Here is a 22,886-nt window from a genome sequence, read left to right as displayed (position 1 = left end):
ACTGTGCATTGTGAATGACATTCGATCTTTGAACACATGGAGCCATCGCATTGCTGTGGTGCTGGCTCTTTTTGTTTCTTTTTCCCTCGTTTTCGTACTAACAGCATGTGTATCTGAGAACAATTCCACTAATGATGCCGGACAAGGAAATACGGATGTAGCCACCGGTGGCGCACATTTTTCTACGGCAGATGAGGAAACGGCGCAGCTTGGCAGCGATGCAGCTCCCGGCGAATTTCCTCGCACCGTCAAGCATGCGCTGGGTGAAACTGAGCTTAAAGAACAACCTAAGCGCGTGGTTGTTCTAGACACCGGTGAGCTAGACAGTGTGCTTTCCCTAGGGATCACCCCGGTAGGAATGGTGACCACTAAAGGTGCCAACCCTGTTCCAAGCTATCTGGCAGATCAGGTAAAAGATGTGCAAAGTGTAGGCACAATCAATGAAATTAACGTAGAAGAAATTGCGGCTTTGCAGCCTGATCTGATTTTGGGTAGCAAGCTGCGGGCAGATAAAATTTATGCTCAGCTTTCTGAGATAGCGCCAACTGTTTTTTCCATTCGTCCTGGCTTTCCATGGAAAGAAAACTTCCTGCTTACTGGTGAAGCACTAGGTAAAGAAAAAGAAGCAGAAGCAAAGCTTAACGAGTACGCTGCAAAAGTTGACAGCATTAAAGATACTGTGCCGGAAGATATCACAGTTTCGTTGGTTCGTTTTATGCCTGAGCGTATCCGTCTTTATGCAAATAAGTCTCTTATTGGCGTAATTCTTAAGGATGCAGGAATCGCCCGTCCCGCGAACCAGGACATTGATGAGTTGGCTGCCGAGATTTCTCCTGAGACTATTGATGAAGCAGAAGGTAGTGTCATTTTCTACAGTAGCTATGGTAAACCGGATGCAACTGGTCAAGACGCTATTGTTAATGGTGCTGCCTGGAAGAACCTTAGTGCGGTAAAAAATGGTCAAGCGTATGAAGTCAATGATGACGTATGGTTCTTAGGACTTGGTCCTACTGGTGCTATGCAGATTGTGGATGATCTCGAAGAGATGTTGCCCAAGAAGTAACATTTCTTAGGAGATAACTACCTAATAAACAAGGTCACAGAGTTTTTCTCTGTGGCCTTTTATTCTAGTCCAGGAAGTGCTGTGCTTTGGGCTGAGCTGGGGGTGAAAGTATTGTCGTCGAAAAGCGAAAAAATACCAGCATGTAGTGACACAAACTTCTTTTGTGTAAGGTAACCCTATGTTATATTAAGTAACATTAACGTTATTAAATAGTGATGTTGCGCGGAGGATGCGCGAAACTTAAGAAAGGTCGAGCTGAATGAAAAACTCTTCTGCGGTTCTTTTGTGGTGTCATTCCGGAACAGCCACAATTAACGCCCCAGAGCGCGTGATACCTGTTCTTGCTGGTGACCTTGTTTTAGCACCAAAAGGTGCATTCATTACCGGTTTCGGAATGGTCATCCCGATTTCCTTCCCAGAGATGCAATTGGGGGGTCATTTACGTCGGATTCATCTAGGAAAACAATGGAATGACCGTATGATTTTTGAGTTTTCCCGCAGCATTTTAGGTGAACAACGACTTTCGCCAGAGATCGCTAAGCTTTTCGACGATAAAGCCCCCGTGCCCGGATTGCCTCGGGCTCTTAAAGCGCGAGAGGTCGCTAGGCGGTTGATTGCTAATCCGGCAGATAACACCTCGTTAAAAGAGTGGGCGGATTTTTGCCATGTGAGTACACGCACTTTGCAGCGCCAATTTGTAGCTGGCACTGGATACACTTTCAGTGAATGGCGGTCTTGTTATCGGGTTCATATTGCTTCCGGGTTGATGTCGCAAGATTTCTCTACCGCAGATGTTGCTGCTTTAGTTGGTTTTAAAGCAACGAGTTCGTTAGTGCGTGCCTTCCAACGCCATACTGGACTTAATCCTTCGGCATTTAGCTCTGGCGATAATAGTGGTACCCGGATCGGCCAGCCACCTGCTATTCCGGCAACGACTACTTTTGCGCGAGTCGATGTTGATCAGGCGTTGTGGATTTTTAAGGGCACCGCCACCGTTACTACCGCTGGGTACTGTCGTTTTGTTGCTGCTGGTGACACGGTTACTATTCCAAGCAATACTGCTACTCGGCTTGATGTTTCTGCCGGCTCGATTGCGCTTCCGATTCCTATTGTGCATGCACATGCACAGCTAAGCGTTGATGATGTACTTCGCCATGCTATTAATATGCGCGGTAATATTTTCCGAAAAATTGAGCGCGAAGAACTAATTACTCTTGAACCAGAAATTGATGCTTCACGTTTACATTTTGTCTCTTAGCTAGGGTTTAGCTATCTAACTTCTTATTTCAAACTGGCTGCGTGGTGTATAACAAAGGCTACCGTGCAGCCAGTTTTATTATGACTTGATCCGGCAAGGCAAGAATAATTTTTCAAAGAAAGTTAGCAAACTAGGGAACTATCTCGCTACTCTTACCGTTGCACCTTTTAAGAACGAAGTTTTTATAAACACCTCTAATAAGTTACCCATCGGAGGTGCGGAAAGGATAGGGGATTAGATCATGCGTAGCAGCAACCCAGTTTTAACTTCTCTTGTCAATGATCGTGGAAATGCTTATGGCGCTTACACCAATAATGTGAACAGCCCATTTGGGGCAGCCTATAGTTCACAGGTTTCTGATGATAATCGCCCTATGACAGTTGATGATGTGGTATCAAAAACTGCCATTACTGTTGGTGTGATTATTGTATTCGCTGTATTAAATTTTGGTATTGCACTATGGGTAAGCACCAGTATGGCTATGCTATTGACCATAGTTGGCGGCATTGGCGGCTTTATTACCGTTTTGGTGAGTGCTTTTTCCAAGAGCTATGGGTCTAAAGCTATTACCTTGACATATGCGGTTTTGGAAGGTTTATTCCTTGGCGGTTTCTCGTTACTTCTTACCGGTGTAACTGTCGGCGGCGCTAACGCAGGTGTAATGATTTCTCAGGCAATTCTGGGTACCATCGGCGTGTTCTTAGGCATGCTTTATGTATATAAGACCGGTGCGGTCAAAGTTACTCCTAAATTCAACCGCGTCGTTACCGCAAGTATTATCGGTGTTGCTGTGTTAGCTCTTGGTAACCTTTTGCTAGCAGTTTTTACTGGTGCAAACCCATTGCGTGATGGTGGCACGTTAGCAATCATCTTCTCGCTAGTCTGCATTGGTTTGGCTGCCATGAGCTTCCTACAGGATTTTGACCTAGCTGACCGTATGGTTCGCCAAGGGGCACCAGCGAAAAGTGCATGGGGTATTGCTCTAGGTCTTTCCGTTACCTTGGTATGGCTTTACACAGAGATTCTTCGTCTTCTTAGCTACTTCCAGCAGCGTTAGTACCCGGTACACAGTGATTCAGTAATTACTGAGACTAGTGATTACTAGAAAAACCCAAAATAAGCCCGGCTTCAGATAATCAAGGAAGCCGGGTTTTTCATGTGTGCATCGAATGCAGGTGCATGGTGTGCTATTGGATTATTTTTGTGCCGTCGATAAGTATTTGGTTAAACACCGGGGTGCCATCGACACCAATAATTGGCTCAGATAGCTCCACTGTTAACTCACGTCCAGTTATGGAACCAGTTCCAGTTCCTGTTGCATGGTGGCTGGTCCAGGATTCCCAGTGAATATGTGTCAGCGTTATTTCTGGCATTGTGCAGTTAAAAGTGATTGTGCTTGGTCGAATAGTAGGGGTACTCACACAGTCGATGAATTGCGTATCGGGGATAGCAGCGGTGTGATGCGTGCTAGTTGTTGTGCTTGGTTCTGCCATGGTGATAGGAGCTGTGGTGGCAGAATCTGTTTGGTTATTGGCACACCCACTAGTGATCATAGTGATGGAAAGTAACATGATAGCGCGCATGAACCCACTATTCGGTCGGCTGATTATCATAAGAGAACTTTCTCATACGGTTAATATTGATCGGTTTTATTATTCGGTGTGTTTGAGTCAAATATTTTTTAGGTTATGTTGGCGTCGGCTCAGTGACATTGGATCATAAGTAAAAGGAAAGCTCGACAACTAGGTGTTGTATTTATGTGTGTATGAGGCTTTTCTCGTGCATATGCTTATGCCCCCGCTATTATGGAAAGGCGAGGGCATAAGCGTATGTGCAACTGGTTTAGTACACAGTTGTGTTTATCGGTAGCGATGTTTGTTTTTCTAAGACAAGTACACCTCTATCTATAAGCAGCAGTACTGCGATGAGACCTTAAGTTTCTACAGCAGTACCAGAGAAGTTTTATCTTTGATGGGGTAAAGAAACATAGTCACATGCTATGGCTGCGATTGCGTTGGTGGTAACTATTGTGCGGTAGTTGCCACCAACGCAGAATTTTTTTACCGGTGTACTCTTAAATAGATCTGCAGAATTGGGCTAGTGGGAAAGCGTAACGACGACCCTATAATTTATGGCAGTGCTAGGGTAAGTCGCTGAGCTAGCCAGGAGTACCGGTTGAAAATCTGGGATCTTCCTAATTTAGCTCGGTGCTAGCTGGAGCTACTGGTATACGGTATTGCTTCCTCAAAACGATTCTTCTCAAAAGAACCGGCAGATAATACCTTTGTATCGCTGTTGAGAGTGAAAGAGATTTGGTTTGGTTGATCTGGCGTTTGCAGTTTAGCCTCGCCGCCAGGATTGACCCACCAACGAATAGTTTGGGTGTAGCCGTTTACGGCAGTGGCATCGGTATCTTCGGTAACTGTGCAGGAAGCGCCTTTAGGGATGGATTTAAAGCGGATCCCTTTACGAGGTGAAAGCCGTACGGTTCCGTAATCGTTATACTCTTCTCCCTTATGGCAGTGCCAGGTAAGAGGATACCTTTGATATTTAGCTGCTTCTGGAACCTGGTCGAGATCTTTGTATAGGACAAGGTCCGCAGTTTCTTCTTGTGCGAAGGCTTCTGGTTGATTAGAAACAATAGGTGCTACCACTAGGGTGGTGGCACAAGCTAGAGCGGAGAGACGCTTCCCTAAACGTCGGGTAGTTAAGGGAATCATAACTTTTCTCATGGTTTCCTTATGTTTTTCTCATTATTTCGAACAAGGTGGGCACCTTTCAAGTAGTAAAAACATGATCATAGTGAAGGTGTGGGCATGTGTATGCGAGTATTTACTACTAATAAATATTGGCAGTTATTGCGTATATTTTTTCCTGTTGAAATTAAAATTTCTACAGATGAAAGGTGCTGAGCAAGAATTTAACACGATGGGTGTTGGTTGCCGCAATGGGTTGCGGGCTGTTTTTGTGCCTGTGGAAAATAATTGCCGCATAAGAGCAGTCTGAGAAAAATATAAGAACCCCCATGTTGGTGTAATTATTAAGGGAATAACTGTTTTTAGACTCGGGAGCTTTTTATGAGGGGTTGTTAATGAGCCGGGTAGTGCTATCAAGTGTTATCACCTTCAACAGCCGTGGAAATAGATTAGGTAGGCAAAAACTGCTACGCATAAAAATATTCCCCATGCGTTGGATGCATGGGGAATAAAAGGCATGATTACTAGAAGCTAGTATCGGCCAGGTAGGTTTATGCGCGTGGTGTTGCAGCCTTAGCAGAGTCATAGGGTTCGGCGGTGATAATGGTGACCTTGATAGTACGGCCATTAGGTGCCGTGTACTCGCGTGTTTCACCTTCTTGGGCACCTAAGATAGCAGCACCTAGTGGGGATTGTTCGGAGTAGGTCTCTAGATCTTTGTTGTCGGAAGCAGCTGCCCGGGTACCAATCAGGAAAGTTTCTTTGTCGTCTTTATCGTCGTTGTAATAAACATGTACTACCGAGCCAACGTGAGCAACACCTTCGATGATGGCCTGGCGTTCAGTAGTGGAGTTGGCCAAGATTTCGGAAATCTGCTTAATACGAGCTTCTTCTTGGTCTTGCATTTCGCGAGCAGCATCATAACCGGCGTTTTCTTTAAGGTCGCCTTCTTCACGGCGTTCATTAATTTCAGCGGCAATAACCGGCCGGTTAGCAATAAGAGCATTGAGCTCTTCTTCGAGCTTCTTCTTGGTTTCTGGGGTGATGTACTGCTTTTGGGGCTCAGCCATGGGACTAAACTCTCCTTCTTCGAATTGTGGCGCGTTATGTGCAAGACACAACACGATAAGGTGACATAGATTCTGCCCCGCGGCCCTTAACTGGGCTCAGGGCGGGGCAGCGCTGTTATGGTGGCACATTCTACCACGTAAGAACTAGTTAAGCTCGACAGCCTCAGTGAGATAGAAAGGAATTATATTTGAGCAGCCATAAACATCGCCGGAAACGGCTTGCTCGGTGGTTGCAATCCTAGTAAAAACTCGCTCTAATTTATTTCCACCAGCAGGAATAAGAACTTCACGACGACCTACCTCGGCTTTATCGTAGTTTAAGGCAGTAACAATGCAATAAGTGGGTTCTGCGGTGGTTGTACGGGTGACATCGATGCCTAAAAGGAAGGTCTGGTCGTCGATAATCTCGACAGTGGCAGTTTCGGCTTGTACGGTTGCTTTACCCTGTGCCTGCATATAGCGAACAAAAGCTAGCGCAAATGCAGCAACAATAACCACCATAAAAATAGCAATTAATTTGCTCGACCAGCTGCCCTTGTCGGAGGTATTGACGTTATAACGCTGGCGAGTCGGTTGCTGCGAAGACATGTCTTATCCTTGGCATAAGTAGGGAGCCGTTATAGAGAGCTTTCACTATAGTAGCCGATTTCTTTCGCGCTAAGATGCCTAAAAGATCAACGATATAAGACAGCACTGAGATGGTTCGTACTCAACGGGGTACCATCGTGGCGTTATTGTTTAGACAAAGAGCAAATAATCGGAAGGTAAATAATACTGTGAGTGATTTACGTCTATTAGCAATTCATGCGCACCCTGATGATGAATCAAGCAAAGGTGCTGCAACCATGGCACGCTACGCTGACGAAGGTGCACGCGTTAAGGTGCTGACCTGCACTGGTGGTGAACGCGGCGATATTCTTAACCCAGCTATGGACCAGCCCGGTGTGAAAGACAATATAGCGGCTGTTCGCAAAGATGAAATGGCTGCTGCTGTAGCTGCATTAGGTGTGGAGCATGAATGGTTAGGGTATGTTGATTCCGGATTGCCCGAGGGTGATCCGCTACCACCATTACCGCCAGAAAGTTTTGCTTTAGTTGATAACGATGAAGTAGTTCGCAAGCTAGTAGCGGTGATTCGAGACTTTCGCCCGCAGGTCATTATTACCTATGACGAAAATGGCGGTTATCCACACCCAGACCATTTAAAAGTCCATGAGGTATCTATTCTGGCGTGGGAGCGTGCTGGTGATCCTAATTATCATCCAGAAGTTGGTGAAGCTTTTGAACCTCAAAAGCTGTATTACACGCATGGTTTTATCCGCCAGCGGATGCTGATGTTTCATAATCTTTTACTTGAACAAGGAAAACCAAGCCCATACGAAGAAATTCTAGAGCGCTGGTTAACTCATGACGCAGATATGATGGCGCGCGTTACTACTCAGATTTCCTGTGCAGAATATTTTTCTGCGCGTGATGAAGCACTGCGTGCACATGCTACCCAGATTGATCCAGCCGGAACATTTTTTGCTACTCCAGTAGAAGTACAACGCCAATTGTGGCCTACCGAAGAATTTGAGCTGGCTAAGACCAGGGTGTCTACATCTTTGCCAGAAGATGATCTTTTTGCCGGTCTCCGATAATTCCGTTAGTAAAAATATGCAGTTAGAAAAAATGCATACCAGTGAGTACCTTTAATTAATTACAGCAGTGGTGCGATAATGAATCGAGAAGGAGAAGTAGATGGATTCTGTTAATTCTGTTTTGATTCTTGCTCAACAAGGAGCCGGCCCTGCAGGTAGTGAATTTGGTAAAGCATCACCAGTAGGTTGGCTGGTGATTGTGGCACTTTTAATCACAGTGCTGTTCATTGGCTGGGCTTTTAGCCGACGTTATAACCGGTTGAATCGGCGTCGTCTTTTTGCTGAAGCTCATGGTCTGGATCTTTTCGACGAAGAAGCTGTGGATAAAGCTATGGCTGAAGCTGGAGTGCTAGATCAGCGTAAAAAGAGCTGGTTTTAATAAAATTTATGCAGTAACACATGCGTATCTGTCAGCACGAACAATGAGCTAGCACGTGTAATTGCCGAAAAGATGCTAGGCCAAGTAGGAGGAAGGTCATTGTGGGGTGCACAATGTGGATCCGGGATCTGATTTACCCGTTCTATGAGCGTCGTTTGCTCAAAGAAATTGAGGGAGCGAAACAACCTAGCCATGTTGCGATTATGTGTGATGGAAATCGTCGTTGGGCTAGGGAAGCAGGTTTTACGGATGTCAGCCATGGTCACCGGGTAGGAGCTAAAAAAATTGGCGAGATGGTGCGCTGGTGTGAATCTACTGATGTGGAATTAGTAACCATCTATTTGCTTTCCACCGAAAACCTTGGTCGCGCTAATGATGAGTTGCAATTACTTTTCGATATTATTGCCGATGTTGTTGATGAACTTTCTGTCCCAGAGACGAACTGTCAGATTCGTTTGGTAGGACACCTTGACCTGCTTCCGGAAGAGTTCGCCGAACGTATGCGCAAAGCAGCAGCATTAACCGCACAGAATTCTGGGATTGCAGTCAACGTTGCGGTTGGCTATGGCGGGCGTCAAGAAATTGTTGATGCAGTACGCGATGTTATTGCCGTGGCTGTTGACGAAGGCAAGCAAGGACATGATTTGGTTAATGCCATTAGCGTGGAGTCTATTTCTTCTCATCTTTATACCTCTGGTCAACCTGATCCAGATTTAGTTATTCGTACTAGTGGTGAACAGCGTCTTTCTGGTTTCTTATTATGGCAAGCTGCTTATTCGGAAATCTGGTTCACTGATACTTATTGGCCGGCGTTTCGACGCCTTGATTTTTTGCGAGCCCTGCGTGAGTATTCTCAGCGTAGTCGCCGATTTGGAAAATAATGAATATTGCAATTCGTTATCAGTCTTTTTATGGTTCTACCGAAAAATATGCTCATGAATTGGGAAGACTTTTAGACTGCGAACCACAGCCTATTGGGGTAGATGTTGCTCAGACAGATACTGTTATCGTGCTCTCACCGGTACATGGGCCAAGTATTCCAGCAGCTGCATATGCTAAAAAGTTAAGTAATCAACGGATAGCTGTAGTCGCTGTAGGTATGACCTTGCTAGAGGTAGCTAAAAAGAAAGATCAGCTCGCCAATATGGTGGATTCGCGCTGCGCTAGGTTTTATCTTCCTGGTGAGCTGAGCTATTCCACAATGAACGCAGCACACCGGGCAACAATGGCTGGTGTGTGTGCTGCACTGAAACTTAAACCTCATAAAACTGATAATGATCGCAGCATGATCGCCATGTACGATCAGGACACCTCGCGCATGGACTTTTCGCTGCTAGACGAAATAGTTTCTTGGGCGCGCACGGATTCTACTTTTACGCATCCATAAAATTTAAATTTTGCGCATCCGTACTCGCTGAACTGCGTGGTCGGATCCTTTGCGCAAAACAAGCGAGGCTTTAATTCGAGTAGGCAAGATATTTTCTACCAGGTTAGGTAGGTTAATAGATTGCCAAATATTACGCGCCGCATGGGTAGCCTCGGAATCAGACATAGTCGCGTAATGGGAAAAATGCGCGCCGGGTACCCGGAATGCAGAAGAACGCAATTTTAGAAAACGGTTAATATACCAGCGTTCGATATCCTTGGTGCAGGCATCAACGTAGACGGAAAAATCGAAAAGATCGCTGATCGCTAGTGTGGGACCAGTTTGTAAAACGTTGAGTCCTTCGAGAATAAGAATATCGGGACGGTTAACCGTAATGAATTTATCGGGCACGCGATCATATGCGGTGTGTGAATAAACAGGTGCCTGTACATTGGCTTTACCTGATTTCACGTCGGTAACAAAACGTAACAGCGCTCGTTGATCGTAGCTTTCCGGATAACCTTTTCGTTCCATGATTCCACGTTGATTAAGTTCAGCTGCGGGGTAAAGGAAACCATCGGTGGTGACAAGATCGACTCGGGGGTGTGATTCCCACCGTTGAAGCAAAACCTGTAATAGACGCGCAGTAGTAGATTTACCTACTGCCACTGATCCAGCAACCCCGATAACAAAAGGGACATGGGGTGTTTTTTCACCTAAGAAGGCTTCCGTAGCTGCCGTTAATTCCTGGCGGGCTTGTACTTGAAAATGAATCAGACGCGATAATGGCAGGTAGACATCGGTGACCTCATCGAGATCAATATTTTCACCGATGCCTCGTAATGCGATCACTTCTTCTTCGCTAAGTACCTGCGGCATAGACTGACGTAGGTGGCGCCATTGTTGACGATCGAAATCAAGGTATGGGCTGGAATCCTTGGTGCGAGCCATGAGCACCATTGTGCAACTGTCTAAGGCAGAAAAGGAAATTATGTGTACTTCCTCTCGTTGATACGTACACCTGATATAGACTAAGCGGCGAATGCTTTTAGGGTTTTACTCGTTTGGGCATTCCTCCTGTTTCGCATACTGAAAGGTTCTCAGGCTTATTGCCATGACCAACGATATTCGTAACCAATCTTTGTCCGATTTTGACCCCGAAGTTGCCGGAGCCATTGCAAATGAGTTGGCTCGTCAGCGCAATACACTAGAAATGATCGCTTCGGAAAACTTTGTTCCTCGCTCGGTATTGCAGGCGCAGGGCTCTGTTTTCACGAACAAATACGCTGAGGGTTACCCAGGGCGCCGCTATTATGGTGGCTGTGAAAATGCCGATGTTGTTGAGGACCTTGCCCGTAACCGTGCCAAGGAACTATTCGGTGCTGAGTTTGCCAATGTTCAACCCCATGCAGGTGCCCAAGCTAATGCTGCGGTATTGATGTCACTTGCTAACCCAGGGGAGAAGATCATGGGTCTTTCCTTAGCTCATGGCGGACATCTCACCCACGGTATGCATTTGAATTTCTCCGGCAAGCTTTATGAGGTTGCCGCCTATGAGGTTGAGCCTGACAATTATCGCATTGATATGGATAAGCTGCGTGAACAGGCGATCAAAGAAAAGCCTCAGGTGCTTATTGCTGGTTGGTCGGCTTATCCGCGTCATCTTGATTTTGCGGCCTTTAGGTCAATCGCTGATGAGGTTGGCGCAAAACTATGGGTAGATATGGCGCATTTCGCCGGTCTTGTCGCTGCTGATTTACACCCCAGCCCAGTTCCTTATGCAGATGTGGTTTCTACCACCGTACATAAGACCCTAGGTGGTCCACGCTCGGGCATGATTTTAGCCAAGCAGGATTATGCGAAGAAGCTTAATTCTTCTGTTTTCCCAGGCCAACAGGGTGGACCATTGATGCACGCTATTGCTGCTAAAGCCGTAGCAATGAAGATGGCTGGCACTGCAGAGTTTAAGGAACGCCAGGAACGTACCTTAGAAGGTGCCCGAATCATCGCTGAGCGGCTAACCAGTGAGGATGCTCGTAATGCAGGGGTGTCGGTGCTTACCGGGGGAACTGATGTGCATCTAGTATTGGTAGATTTGCGCAACTCTGCTCTTGATGGCCAGCAAGCAGAGGATCTTTTGCACCAAGTTGGTATCACCGTTAACCGTAACGCGGTTCCTTTCGATCCTCGTCCACCAATGGTTACCTCTGGTCTTCGTATTGGCACCCCGGCACTAGCAACACGCGGTTTTGATGCAGCCGGCTTTAGCGAGGTTGCCGATATTATTGGCATCGCATTAACCGACGGACATAATGCTGATGTTGCAACTTTGCGCGCTAGGGTAGAAGCACTTGCTGGGCAGTATCCACTTTATGAAGGCCTAGAGGAGTGGAAGCTACTTTAAGCTAGAACGGTTAGTTTTGTTTTTTCGATAAGCACTGCAGTGCTATTCACGTCGAAAAGCAAAGCTAATAATAAAAATCCGGTGTGCATTATGAGAATAGATAATGCACACCGGATTTTGGTTATCAACCATTGGTGCTACGAGCTGCTTCGCGCTGTTTATCTAACTCCATTTCTAGGGAAGTTTCACGTAGTTTTTCGTGCTTAACTAGGCTAACCAGAATCAGTGCGAGAACCACCGCTGGGATAAGGATAAGAAAGATTGGTACCAGTGCATCGTTATAGGAAATTTGGAATGCTTGCCGGATAGCATCAGGCATCTGGAGTACGAGGGTTGGCGTAATCGAGTTAGTATCAATCCCACCTTGGGCAGTAAATGCTTGTTGTTGTTCTACAGAAAGCTGAGCCATAGCAGCGGGAAGATTGACTGAGAGTTCCTCTTTGAGGTTGCCAACAAACATGCCACCAACAAGTGCTGAACCAAGAGAGGCACCGATTTGGCGGAAGAAATTATTTACTGCAGTGGCAGTTCCTACTACTTCCATTGGCATGGTGTTTTGCACAATAAGTATCAGAACCTGCATGGATAAGCCAAGACCTATACCAAAGACAAAGAGATACATCCCGATTGACCACAGGCTAGCTTCTACACTAAGAGTGTGGAAAAGAATGAGTGCGCCTAAAGTGATGATTAAACCAATAACTGGAAAGTGACGATAATGGCCAGTTGCGGAAATTCGGTTACCAGACCAGATCGAAAAGCCCATCATGCCTACCATCATTGGAATCATCATATAGCCGGCTTCAGTGGCAGAAATTTCTTGCACCATTTGAAGATAGGTTGGCAGATATCCCAAGATGCCGAACATGACGATACCGATTACTAAACCTGCGCTAGTGGTTAATGCGAAGTTACGGTTGGCAAAGAACTGCATCGGGATGAGGGGATTGTTGCTGCGCAATTCAATAATGACCAAAAGTGCACTAGAGATAATGGTGGTAATGATCAAGCCAATGATAAGCGGGTCATTCCAGCTATAGGTCGAGCCACCCCAAGTAGTAAAGAGGATAAGCGACACAGTGGCGATGAGCATAAAGATAGTGCCCAAATAATCCCAAGTAAATTGTGCGTATTCACGAGCAGGGATACGTAAAAAGGTAATAGCAATGACGATAGCAATAACCCCTAGTGGGAGGTTCATCCAGAATGCCCAGCGCCAGTCAACATGCTCAGCGAAGAAGCCACCTAGCAGTGGGCCAAGTACTGCCGATAGCCCAAAAACTCCGCCCATTACACCCATAAAACGACCACGATCGCGGGCAGGGATAATGTCGGCAACAATTGCCTGGGAAAGAATCATCATTCCGCCAGCGCCGATACCTTGAATAGCTCGGGCGGTAATTAACATCAGCATGCTAGCGGATAAGCCACCGATGATGGAACCTACTAAAAAGATCCCTAGGGCAATAAGGAAGAGCCGTTTTCGATTCATCTGGTCACCCAGCTTGCCGTAAATGGGCAAAGTGACAGTTTCGCCAACCATATAAGCGGTAATAACCCAGGTCATATGGTCAACACCGCCAAGGTCGCCAACAATTGTTGGTAGGGCGGTGGAGAAGATCATTTGATCTAAGGAAGCAAGCATCATGGCAGTCATTAAGGCGGCCATGACCCACCAGGTGCGTTTCACCTGTTCTGGGGTCATACTGCTGGTTTTTTTATTGCTGGTCTGCTGTATGTTTGCCGCTTGCGCATCCGGTTGTTCTGGATGCTTGTGTAAAACAATACGTGGCATGGTGAGTCCTTAGTTTCAGTTTTATTGGTGGTGTAAAAGGTTGTTTGGTAGCGCTGAATGAATAATGTGAATTAATGATTCAAAATAGCGCGATAGGTTTTCAGTGTATGAAAAGCAGCATCGCGAAAAGTTTGTGGTGTGGACATATCAGTATTGCTGGTATGTATGCTGGCAAATATTACGCTTAATGCTAGATTTGCAATGGTATGTGCCTCATAATGCGGATCCAAAGAAGTTGCTGATTTTTCTGGATTGGCTACCAAATATGTTTCGATAAGGGCAGTAGCCTCACATAACCAGTTCAGAGCATAGGCACGTTGGAAGCCATGTAGCTCGGGATGCTTTTCGACGATCGTATGCCGTCGTTTATATAGTTCCCACTCCCTAGTGGTATCAGTGCCTAATACATAGGTGAGCATGAGAGTTAGTACTGCTTCTGGGAGCTCTAATTCTGTGCTGAGGAAAAGATTTTTCTCTTGTTCGCCTAGTTTTTCGGGCGGTATGCCTAAGATGGCTTCTTCTTTTTCCGCAAAATAGTTAAAAAAAGTGCGTTTAGAAACCCCGACTGGTGCGCAAATGTCTTCCACGGTGACTTGGTTGAGTCCGCGCTCGAGAACAAGCTTGGTTGCAGTGTCTTCAAGAGCATACCGAGTTTGTTGTTTTTTACGTTCGCGTAGCGAAACTGTAGTAGACATGGGCGTTACCTTACTCCCATAATTTCACTAAGTGCAAGATTTCACTGAGTGAAAGGTAATTTTTTATACTTCAGTCTTAAGAGTGATTTAAGCCATTTGAGGTGTTGGGGAATGGGGCAGATAGTTAAGAAGTGATACCTAAAACCTTAGGCGAGAAAAATCTGGGATTAAGATTAGGGAAAAATCAGTTGTGCTACCCTTACATGCCGGTATCGAAAGGATGGTAGCTATGCGAGCAGTCAGTATTGTAGGTCTCGTCCTATCGGTGAGCCTAGGTGGCGGACTTATAGCGTGTACGTCAGATTCCCATGACTTTCCAGCAGCTGAAACTACCGAAGCACAGGGTATAACGAGTCTTGATGATAAACCTGATGAATACCAAGCAATAAGTCAGAGCACAGTAGGAGATTGTTTTATTTATAATATTGCTGGTCTTTTGCCTACTGAATCCACGATGGTAGAAAAAGTGCAAAAAATTGATTGCGCACAGCCACATGATGCAGTCATTATCGGCGTGCAACCAGTTGAGTTTTCCGAGTATCCCGGTGAGGAAGTGCTTTTTACTCAAGCAGAGAGAATATGTGCTGAGAGACTAGGTGAGTACCAAACCGAACCAAACCAGCAGTTTGTTCAAATGATTTATTTTGTTCCTCCCAAAGAAGCCTGGACGGATAAGACGATGCAACGTCTTATCCAATGTGCGGCGGTTTCACCTAACTAGAAATATAAAACGCTAGGCTTTTAGTTGGAACTATCTTCTTTGGTAGCAGCGTATTCAGTACGTTGTTCGGCCAGAGCAGTACGCGCTTGCCGCAACCAATCAGGCTGATTTTCTAGGAGTACTTTAATTTCGTCTGTGGTTAGTGGCTTATCCATATCATTGCGCTTGAGCGCGGCAATGGTGATGCCTAATTTTTGAGCGACTACTGGGCGAGGATGCGGGCCGGTACGGCGTAATTCTTGCAGCCACTGAGGTGGATCAGTTTGTAAAGCTACGAATTCCTCATGACTGAGTGCACTATTTTGGAACTCCTCTGGAGCGGCCGGCAGATAGATACCCAATTTCTTAGCAGCAGTCTGCGGCTTCATAGCGGTGCCAGATGGCATGCGGACAGATTCTTCATTCACGCCCATAACGGTACCATTGGATTCATGTTGCGCCTAAGTTTCATCACCGGCACCGAACCAGATAAATGGTTTGATCGCTTTAATACCCGAACCTCTTATGGTCTACAGACCCAACGCAGCGATGATCCTTTAGCCGACATCCTTAACGATTCAGCAGATCTTGTGTTAACCAGGCTTCCCGACCATCGGCTTAATGACGAACTACACAAGGTGGTTCTATACGAAGAAGCTTTAGGAGTAGCACTTCCTAAAGAACATACGCTTACACTCGTTCCCACATTAAGTGAAGAAGACATTAGTGAAGAAATCATTCATTATCGCAGTGGTGTCGAAGTAGATATTCCTGCAGTACGTAATGGACTACAACTAGTAGCCGCCAATGTCGGCATAGTAATTGCACCACGTCCTTTGTTGAAAGTACTTAGCGGAAAACTTATTGAGCATCGCGGTTTTTCTGGCCAACAGCCTAGTACTCAGATTGCATTGGTATGGAAAAAAGAAAAAGATAGCGAAGCTATTCAAGATTTTGTCGGTATTGCTAAAGGGCGGACCCCAAATTCTTCCCGGCAGACGGTAAAGAAAACTGCGAAACAAAAAACACAGGAAAAAGCGAAGCGTCGACAAGCAACAATAAGAAAAGGTGGTGTTAGTAAACGTAGTGCTACGCGTGGGAAAACCGGGCGGAAACGACGCTAGTTTGGGCAAAAATAGTTGCCGCGATCACCTATCGAAGGAACAATTGTGTCCATGTCCGATAAAGATTTTGTGATTCGTCCACTACAACGTTCTGATTTTGGCCAGGTACAACAGATCTATTTACTTGGTTTAGAAACCGGCCATGCTACCTATGAGGTAGAGGCACCCAGCTGGGAAAAATTTAGTGCCACTAAGATTCTAGAAACCTTATATGTGGCAGTAGAAACACATGACAATAATAAGGTGATCGGATGGGTAGCAGCGGCACCGATTTCTACTCGTAGTGTTTTTCATGGAGTAGTCGAAGACTCGATTTATATTCACCCCGATGCCCGCGGACGCGGAGTTGCCGGAGCGCTTTTAGACAAACTCATTGAAGTATGCCAAGGTTTAGAAAAATGGGCGATCCATTCCTGGATTTTCCCAGAAAATGACGGTTCTGCGAAGCTGCATATTTCTCGTGGCTTTGAAAAAGTTGGAACCTTTAGCCATTTAGCCAAAATGACATATGGTGAGCTTGCCGGACAGTGGCGCTCGACAGAGGTTTATGAGAAATTACTTCCCAAACCAGAAATTGACGATGAAACAGCCGCAGCTCTTGTCTAAGCGTAGTTAGGCTAATTGAAATTGAACGATATGCCCCGGTGGAAGTTGGCCAAGACGATCACAAGCCGCTGAGGTTAGTACTGCAATCACCGGATAACCACCAGTAACTGGGTGGTCTGGGCCAAAAACAACCGGGTGGCCATTTGGTGGTACTTGGATGCAACCACGCACCATACCTTCGCTAGCTAGTTCACCTGAACGTAAGTGCTCTAAAGGCGTGGTGGGGATCATACGCACACCAATTCGGTTGGAATCGGGGCTTACGCTAAATTTTTGGCTAAGGAAACTCGCTACAGTTTCTGTAGTAAACCAATCATCACGTGGTCCTAAAACAACCTCGAGAGTTTCCACCGGCAGTGGTGGTTGGGGTTGGGGAAGTTCTCGTTCTGGTGACCAATGATCTTCGACGAGGAATTGGTTACTACCACATAACATATCGCCACTACTAAGCGGAGCTGGACCAATACCGCTGAGCGCGTCATAAGATGCCGAGCCAAGTATTGGTTCAACATCAAAACCACCGCGTACCGCACAATAAGCACGCATACCGTATTGCGGCTTGTGCAGAGTAATAATATCGCCGGCTTCTACACAGAGTACGTGATTGGTGTAATACTTTTCGACGATACCCGCGAGTTTTATAACACTGATTTCTGCATGAGTTCCGCTAAAAACAACCGCACATTGCGTATGGGCTTGAATACTGAAACCACCAAATAAAATCTCTATGACTGGAGAACTAGTCCGGTTGCCAACTGCCTGATTTGCGCGACTTGCTGAAAGACGATCAAAACTACCAGCAGAACCGACACCGGTACTAGCAAAACCGTAGCGACCTTGATCTTGGAAAATCGCCTGCATACCAGGGGTTAGGACATGAAAAAGTGTGTTCATTGTGCTTATACCTCTATAAATCGAACGGTATCGCCAGGCATAATTAAACTCGGGCGAGCACGGTGAGTTTCCCACATAATCTCTTCGGTGATGCCAAGAAGCTGCCAGCCACCAGGAGATACTGCTGGATAAACAGCAGAAAAACCGCCGGCTAATGCTACTGAACCAGCAGGTATGTGGGTGCGCGGGCTAGCCAAACGCGGAATTTCAAACCATGGGGCATCGGTGACTAAATACATAAAACCTGGTGCAAAACCACCAAAAGCTGCTGTCCAGGTGATTGAGGTATGAGCGTCGATAAGCTCACGGACATTCAATCCGGTAATGCTAGCTGCCTCAGAAAGATCTGCGCCGTTATAAGCAACCGGAATACTAATTGGTTCGGTCTGCGAAGCAGCAGTGCTATCGGTAAGTACTTCTATTCGACGAGTCTTTTCGATGAATTCAGATTGAGATAATACGGTGGTATCAAGTTTGGCTAATAAAGTAGTAGCTGCCGGAACAAACTCAATAACACCTGCGAAATCTCCCTCGCGCTGGGCATGAGCAAGCGCACTAAAAAGTGCTAACACATGTGTTAGTGATTCTAGGTCAATGAGTACGGCGGTATCGCCTAAAAAGTGAAATTTCATGGACGAATAGCGATATCGTGGTGATCAAGGGTAGTAATTATATGTTGTACCAGCGTAAGTGCTGCTTCATTATCACCATGGACACAAATTGAATCAGCCTCAATGGTAATTTTCTTCCCAGTGATCGTGGTGATTTCTTCGTTACGTGCAAAAGCAAGCGCTTGGGCAGCAGCAATATTAGGATCATGGTGTACGCTGCCCGGTTGGGAACGCGGTACTAAAGTTGCTTGATCGGTATAAGCACGATCGGCAAATGCTTCTTGGATAACCGATAATCCGGCTGTGCGAGCCCAGTGAACAATGGGCGATCCGGCAAGCGCCATAAGTTTTAGCGTGGGATCTACTGCAAGTATTGCTTCGATAACTGCGTGCGCTTGGTATTCATCATGTGCAATTGTGTTGTACAACGCCCCATGGGGTTTAACATATTCTACCCGTGCATGTGCAGCTTGAGCTGCTGCTTGCAGTGCTCCTATTTGGTAGATAATTTCTGCACGTAAGGTTTCTTGATCGTAGTTCATTGCTCGACGGCCAAAACCTGCCAGATCGCGATAACCGGGGTGTGCACCAATACGAACATTATATTTGGCGGCCTGGGCAGTAGTGTGTAGCGCTACTAGCGGATCACCGGCATGAAAGCCACAGGCAATGTTTGCGCTGGAGACAAGTTCTAGCATGCGCTTATCGGAACCGATGGTGTAATGACCAAAGCTTTCGCCAAGATCTGCGTTGAGGTCAATATGTAAAGACATAACAATCCTAGAAATAACCGGAGGTAGGTTGGAAAGAATAACTGACAGGACCTAATAAAATGATTCAGACGGCTGAGCTGTTTTTGAGGGAAAAGTAAAAGAAGACAGCTTTCACATGTTATGAACTGGTACTTTTAGTTACCAAGTAACGCAAAGACCCCTTCAAAACTGCGCCAGGCTAACAACCAAGCCATAATCATTGCTAGTACACCAATAGCAATAAGCCACTTGGGATAGCGATAGCCTTTGAGCAAATCTTGACAACAGAATGCGGCAATGTAGATCATTAGGCTAAAACCAATAGGAAGCACCAGCCCATTAAATGCGCCAGCAAAGACTAATAGTTTGGTTGGTGCTGTACCTAACCATACAAAAGCAGTGCAAGAAATAAGGATAAAAGCAATGGTTATCCAGTTTTGTAGGCTAGTTTTTTCTTCTTTATTTGGAATTAAGAAGGTTGCTGAAGTATAGCTAGCGCCAATAACCGAGCTTAATGATGCTGCCCACAATACGACACCAAAAAAGCGTAGACCTAATTCGCCTGCTGCAGCGTGAAAAGCTTGTGCGGCAGGATTACCGTTAGTATCAAGCACAACACCGCCAGTAACCACACCAAGGACGGCTAAAAATAGTGCTATGCGCATAATGCCAGTAAGTAGAATGCCGGTAACTGAAGATTGGCTCACTGTTTTTATCTTGTCTACACCAGTTTGGCCAGAATCAAGCATACGGTGTGCACCGGCATAAGTGATATAGCCACCGACAGTGCCACCAACCAGCGTGGTGATAGTAACCCAATTAATGGTATCGGGGAAAACAGTTTGCCTTAGAGCCTGGCCAACTGGCGGTTTAGAAACTATTGCGACGTACACAGTAAGTAGCATCATGGCGAGACCAAGAACAACCAGGATTTTGTCTAAGCCAGTACCAAGGCGTTTAAACAAGAAGATAGTGATGGCAATTCCTGCCGTAATAACACCGCCAAGGGTCGTGTTTAACCCCATAAGTGCATCCAGTCCGAGCCCGCCGCCGGCAATATTTCCGATATTAAAAACCAATCCACCGATTGCAATGAATACGGAAAGTAGCCACCCTAATCCGGGAAGAACCGCATTGCCAAGCTCTTGTGCTCGCATTCCAGAGATACCGATAACGCGCCAAACATTAAGTTGCACAGCAATATCAATAATGATCGAGATCATAATGGCAAAGGCAAAGGCTGCACCTAGTTGGCTGGTAAAGGTTGCCGTTTGGGTAAGAAAGCCGGGTCCAATTGCCGAGGTAGCCATAAGAAAAATGGCTCCCATAAGGGCACTACGTCCGGTAGCGGTTGCAGTAGCTTGAGCAAGTGTAGGGGCGGGGGTTCTATTGGTTTGCGGCGGTTGAGAATCAGACATGCAGATCAACCTCTTTATGTATATGGGTGTGTAAAACGGATGAGCTTTAACTGGGATTAAAATTGTTGAACAATTATGTGACCCAACACCAAGATTATACATATAGTGTTGTAGTGCACAATAGATGGTAAATGTGTTGAGACATACTTATTTGAGTGAGGTAAATCATTGCTTGCGTGAGGTTAAGGTGTTCGACGGAGGTCATTTCCACTGCTTCTGTTGCTGTTGCGAAGATAAAAATCGCATTATGTGCGGTCAAATACCTACCCTCACAACAATTAAAGGAAGCCTTATCAGGGAAAAGTTAGAGATTTTGTGCAATACTTTGTGCGAGTGTTTTTCACATACCGGATCAAGCTGGGCTAGTGGTACACATTTACATCCAGAGGCTTATATACGTCATGAGGGATTAGCGTACATGCTCACATTATTATGGTGCAGACCCGGTTAGCGCTTTTAAGCGCTCCTAGTTCACGAGTAATTTATAAGCTTTATAGAACAAGCCAGGAAATACTGACTAGCTTATTTACCGGTGATATTAAAATATATTCGATTAAGCGAAGAGTATTGTGATGCTGCACAAAAGTCGCAAAAGTATTGAGAGTTAGCTTTGAGCAATTCTTTTAGTGCTTTGAATTAGGTAACACGAGGCGAAATAAAAACGTCGAAAAGCTTTTTTAGAAAATAAAACACACAACCGGGCACCTTAACAAAGGCACCCGGAAGTGGGCGAAAAATTAATCAATCGTGGTTACAGCGATGTTTATTTATCGCGGTCGGTATTAGCCATGGCAAGGACGTCAAGGCGCTTATCGAGTTCTTCTTCGGTAAGGGTTTCGCCATCAACAAAACCTAGATCGATAACAGTTTGGCGGATAGTCTTGCCTTCTTTGAGCGCTGTTTTAGCTACCTTAGCGGCATTCTCATAACCAATTGCCGAGTTAAGTGGGGTAACAATAGAAGGTGAAGATTCAGCTAAAGTGCGCATGCGCTGCTCATTTGGCTCAATTCCATCAACGAGGCGCTCAGCGAAAACGCGAGCAGTATTTGCTAGCAACCGGGAAGACTCAAGCACATTGCGTGCCATCATAGGAATGAAAACATTCAGTTCAAAGGCACCTTGCGCGCCACCAAAAGCAACGGCAGCATCATTGCCTACCACCTGAGCCGCAACCTGGGTGGCAGTTTCGCAAAGAACTGGGTTGACCTTACCTGGCATAATCGAGGAACCTGGCTGGAGATCTGGCAAGTGAATCTCACCGAGGCCAGTTAGCGGGCCAGAGCCCATCCACCGGATATCGTTAGCGATCTTGGTCAGCGATACTGCAATGGTGCGCATTGCCCCAGAGAATTCCACCAAGCCATCGCGGTTAGCCTGCGCTTCAAAATGGTTTACACATTCGCGTAGTTCGGAAACACCGGTAAGCTTGACCAGCTCAGCGGTGACTTTTTCGCCAAAGTCAGCTGGTGTGTTCAAACCGGTTCCTACCGCAGTGCCACCAATAGGTAGCTCACCAAGTCGTGGCAAGGTGGCTTCGATGCGCTCGATGCCAGCTTCGATCTGGCGGGCGTAGCCAGAAAATTCCTGGCCGAGGGTTACTGGAACAGCATCCATGAGGTGTGTTCGACCGGACTTAACCACATGCTCCCATTCTTGAGCTTTTTTGGCTAAAGCAGCCTGCAGTACTTTAAGGCCTGGGATAAGGTCTTTTACTGCGGCTTCGGTAGCAGCTACATGGGTTGCGGTAGGGAAAGTGTCGTTAGAAGACTGACCCATATTGACATGATCATTAGGGTGAACATCAACACCGTTGTTTTTAGCAATAGAGGCAATAACCTCGTTGGTGTTCATATTCGAAGAAGTTCCGGAACCAGTCTGGAAAACGTCGATAGGGAATTCAGCATCATGTTTGCCCTCGGCGACTTCCTTTGCCGCAGCAATAATCGCGTCAGCTTGCTCAGTGGTAAGCAGACCGCGATCCTTATTTACCTGTGCACATGCAGCCTTAAGGAGACCCATGGCTCGGATTTGGGCGGACTCAAGACCACGGCCAGAAATTGGGAAATTCTCGATAGCGCGTTGGGTTTGTGCACGCCATAGTGCATTTACAGGAACCTTCACTTCACCCATGGTGTCGTGTTCGATACGGTACTCAGTCATTTAAGGAATCCACCTTTTTAGTCTGTGGTGCGTAAGAAAAACTTACACGTGAATTCAAATTTAGAAGTGCTGATGCATCCGGTTAGAAAAACATAGACGCACACACTCCACCGACAACCAGTATGTACCAAAAAGTCACTTGATGTGGCCTAGGTGGAATAGCATCACAGTAGGTGGTGTGAATCACCCCCATCTGGAAGGGTGCTTTTCGACGTAAAAATTACGTGTTTGCCCAGCTAGCATCGGAAAATAGA

24 protein-coding genes are annotated in these 22,886 nt (G+C 46.1%); 11 read left to right on the top strand and 13 right to left on the bottom strand.

Annotated elements, in window-relative coordinates:
• Positions 1–10 precede the first annotated feature (10 nt).
• The 3 genes from UL82_RS07930 to UL82_RS07920 all read left to right on the top strand — a co-directional run bounded on the left by UL82_RS07930 (position 11) and on the right by UL82_RS07920 (position 3,378).
• Positions 11–1,063, top strand: a complete 1,053-nt coding sequence (locus UL82_RS07930) for an ABC transporter substrate-binding protein (RefSeq protein ID WP_046440224.1) — start codon at positions 11–13, stop codon at positions 1,061–1,063.
• A 259-nt stretch (positions 1,064–1,322) separates the two neighbouring features.
• Positions 1,323–2,321, top strand: a complete 999-nt coding sequence (locus tag UL82_RS07925) for an AraC family transcriptional regulator (protein ID WP_046440222.1) — start codon at positions 1,323–1,325, stop codon at positions 2,319–2,321.
• A 241-nt stretch (positions 2,322–2,562) separates the two neighbouring features.
• A complete protein-coding gene (locus tag UL82_RS07920; RefSeq protein ID WP_046440220.1) occupies positions 2,563–3,378 on the top strand; it encodes a Bax inhibitor-1/YccA family protein in 816 nt (271 codons plus the stop codon).
• A gap of 130 nt (positions 3,379–3,508) precedes the next feature.
• Here UL82_RS07920 and UL82_RS07915 read toward each other — a convergent pair whose 3' ends face one another.
• The 4 genes from UL82_RS07915 to UL82_RS07895 all read right to left on the bottom strand — a co-directional run bounded on the left by UL82_RS07915 (position 3,509) and on the right by UL82_RS07895 (position 6,675).
• Positions 3,509–3,904: a hypothetical protein gene (locus tag UL82_RS07915; RefSeq protein WP_052735920.1), complete on the bottom strand. Its 396-nt coding sequence runs from the start codon at positions 3,902–3,904 to the stop codon at positions 3,509–3,511.
• Between the two features lie 627 nt (positions 3,905–4,531).
• Positions 4,532–5,053 (bottom strand): DUF5979 domain-containing protein, encoded by a 522-nt coding sequence (locus UL82_RS07910; RefSeq protein ID WP_046440218.1) that lies wholly within the window; start codon positions 5,051–5,053, stop codon positions 4,532–4,534.
• Between the two features lie 515 nt (positions 5,054–5,568).
• On the bottom strand, positions 5,569–6,087 hold the full coding sequence (gene greA, locus UL82_RS07900) for a transcription elongation factor GreA (RefSeq protein WP_046440214.1): 519 nt from the start codon (positions 6,085–6,087) through the stop codon (positions 5,569–5,571).
• A gap of 144 nt (positions 6,088–6,231) precedes the next feature.
• A complete protein-coding gene (locus UL82_RS07895) occupies positions 6,232–6,675 on the bottom strand; it encodes a DUF4307 domain-containing protein (RefSeq protein ID WP_046440212.1) in 444 nt (147 codons plus the stop codon).
• Between the two features lie 188 nt (positions 6,676–6,863).
• Here UL82_RS07895 and mca point away from each other — a divergent pair, with 188 nt between their 5' ends.
• The 4 genes from mca to UL82_RS07875 all read left to right on the top strand — a co-directional run bounded on the left by mca (position 6,864) and on the right by UL82_RS07875 (position 9,493).
• Positions 6,864–7,727: a mycothiol conjugate amidase Mca gene (mca, locus tag UL82_RS07890; protein WP_046440210.1), complete on the top strand. Its 864-nt coding sequence runs from the start codon at positions 6,864–6,866 to the stop codon at positions 7,725–7,727.
• 100 nt (positions 7,728–7,827) lie between these two features.
• Complete coding sequence (locus UL82_RS07885) at positions 7,828–8,106, top strand: hypothetical protein (protein ID WP_046440209.1); 279 nt, start codon at positions 7,828–7,830, stop codon at positions 8,104–8,106.
• A 113-nt stretch (positions 8,107–8,219) separates the two neighbouring features.
• On the top strand, positions 8,220–8,987 hold the full coding sequence (locus UL82_RS07880; protein ID WP_046440207.1) for an isoprenyl transferase: 768 nt from the start codon (positions 8,220–8,222) through the stop codon (positions 8,985–8,987).
• On the top strand, positions 8,987–9,493 hold the full coding sequence (locus tag UL82_RS07875; protein ID WP_046440205.1) for a flavodoxin domain-containing protein: 507 nt from the start codon (positions 8,987–8,989) through the stop codon (positions 9,491–9,493). Before UL82_RS07880 ends, UL82_RS07875 begins: the two co-directional genes overlap by 1 nt.
• Positions 9,494–9,496: 3 nt before the next feature.
• Here UL82_RS07875 and coaA read toward each other — a convergent pair whose 3' ends face one another.
• Positions 9,497–10,423: a type I pantothenate kinase gene (coaA, locus tag UL82_RS07870; protein ID WP_046440204.1), complete on the bottom strand. Its 927-nt coding sequence runs from the start codon at positions 10,421–10,423 to the stop codon at positions 9,497–9,499.
• Between the two features lie 163 nt (positions 10,424–10,586).
• Between coaA and glyA the strand changes: the two genes are divergently transcribed.
• Entirely contained in the window at positions 10,587–11,876 is a 1,290-nt protein-coding gene (gene glyA, locus UL82_RS07865; RefSeq protein ID WP_046440202.1) for a serine hydroxymethyltransferase, read from the top strand.
• Between the two features lie 124 nt (positions 11,877–12,000).
• On the opposite strand, the gene UL82_RS07860 is transcribed toward glyA, so the two are convergent.
• Positions 12,001–13,671, bottom strand: a complete 1,671-nt coding sequence (locus UL82_RS07860) for an MDR family MFS transporter (RefSeq protein WP_046440200.1) — start codon at positions 13,669–13,671, stop codon at positions 12,001–12,003.
• 71 nt (positions 13,672–13,742) lie between these two features.
• Positions 13,743–14,366, bottom strand: a complete 624-nt coding sequence (locus UL82_RS07855) for a TetR/AcrR family transcriptional regulator (RefSeq protein ID WP_046440198.1) — start codon at positions 14,364–14,366, stop codon at positions 13,743–13,745.
• A 229-nt stretch (positions 14,367–14,595) separates the two neighbouring features.
• Between UL82_RS07855 and UL82_RS07850 the strand changes: the two genes are divergently transcribed.
• Positions 14,596–15,087, top strand: coding sequence for a hypothetical protein (locus UL82_RS07850; RefSeq protein WP_046440197.1), 492 nt, complete (start codon positions 14,596–14,598; stop codon positions 15,085–15,087).
• A 20-nt stretch (positions 15,088–15,107) separates the two neighbouring features.
• Here the strand turns inward: UL82_RS07850 and UL82_RS07845 are convergent, their stop codons facing one another.
• Positions 15,108–15,500 carry a DUF5997 family protein gene (locus UL82_RS07845; protein WP_046440196.1) on the bottom strand — a complete coding sequence of 131 codons (393 nt, stop codon included), beginning with the start codon at positions 15,498–15,500 and terminating at the stop codon, positions 15,108–15,110.
• 18 nt (positions 15,501–15,518) lie between these two features.
• On the opposite strand from UL82_RS07845, the gene UL82_RS07840 reads away from it, so the two are divergent.
• Complete coding sequence (locus UL82_RS07840; protein WP_046440195.1) at positions 15,519–16,190, top strand: LysR family transcriptional regulator substrate-binding protein; 672 nt, start codon at positions 15,519–15,521, stop codon at positions 16,188–16,190.
• Between the two features lie 51 nt (positions 16,191–16,241).
• Positions 16,242–16,796 carry a GNAT family N-acetyltransferase gene (locus UL82_RS07835; RefSeq protein ID WP_046440194.1) on the top strand — a complete coding sequence of 185 codons (555 nt, stop codon included), beginning with the start codon at positions 16,242–16,244 and terminating at the stop codon, positions 16,794–16,796.
• Between the two features lie 6 nt (positions 16,797–16,802).
• Here UL82_RS07835 and UL82_RS07830 read toward each other — a convergent pair whose 3' ends face one another.
• The 5 genes from UL82_RS07830 to UL82_RS07810 form a co-directional block, all read right to left on the bottom strand.
• A complete protein-coding gene (locus tag UL82_RS07830; protein WP_046440192.1) occupies positions 16,803–17,690 on the bottom strand; it encodes a 5-oxoprolinase subunit C family protein in 888 nt (295 codons plus the stop codon).
• Positions 17,691–17,695: 5 nt separating this feature from the next.
• Entirely contained in the window at positions 17,696–18,322 is a 627-nt protein-coding gene (locus UL82_RS07825) for a 5-oxoprolinase subunit B family protein (protein WP_046440190.1), read from the bottom strand.
• The gene (locus UL82_RS07820; RefSeq protein ID WP_046440189.1) at positions 18,319–19,074 is read right to left on the bottom strand and encodes a LamB/YcsF family protein; all 756 of its coding nucleotides are present in this window, start codon (positions 19,072–19,074) and stop codon (positions 18,319–18,321) included. The genes UL82_RS07825 and UL82_RS07820 overlap by 4 nt, the downstream gene beginning before the upstream one ends.
• 134 nt (positions 19,075–19,208) lie before the next feature.
• The gene (locus tag UL82_RS07815; protein ID WP_046440187.1) at positions 19,209–20,471 is read right to left on the bottom strand and encodes an NRAMP family divalent metal transporter; all 1,263 of its coding nucleotides are present in this window, start codon (positions 20,469–20,471) and stop codon (positions 19,209–19,211) included.
• Between the two features lie 763 nt (positions 20,472–21,234).
• Complete coding sequence (locus UL82_RS07810; protein WP_046440185.1) at positions 21,235–22,632, bottom strand: class II fumarate hydratase; 1,398 nt, start codon at positions 22,630–22,632, stop codon at positions 21,235–21,237.
• Positions 22,633–22,886: the final 254 nt, after the last annotated feature.

The organism is Corynebacterium kutscheri, assembly GCF_000980835.1.
GTDB lineage: Bacteria > Actinomycetota > Actinomycetes > Mycobacteriales > Mycobacteriaceae > Corynebacterium > Corynebacterium kutscheri.
The sequence above is the reverse complement of the archived record's forward strand: the minus strand, read 5'-3'. Positions and strand labels throughout refer to the sequence as shown.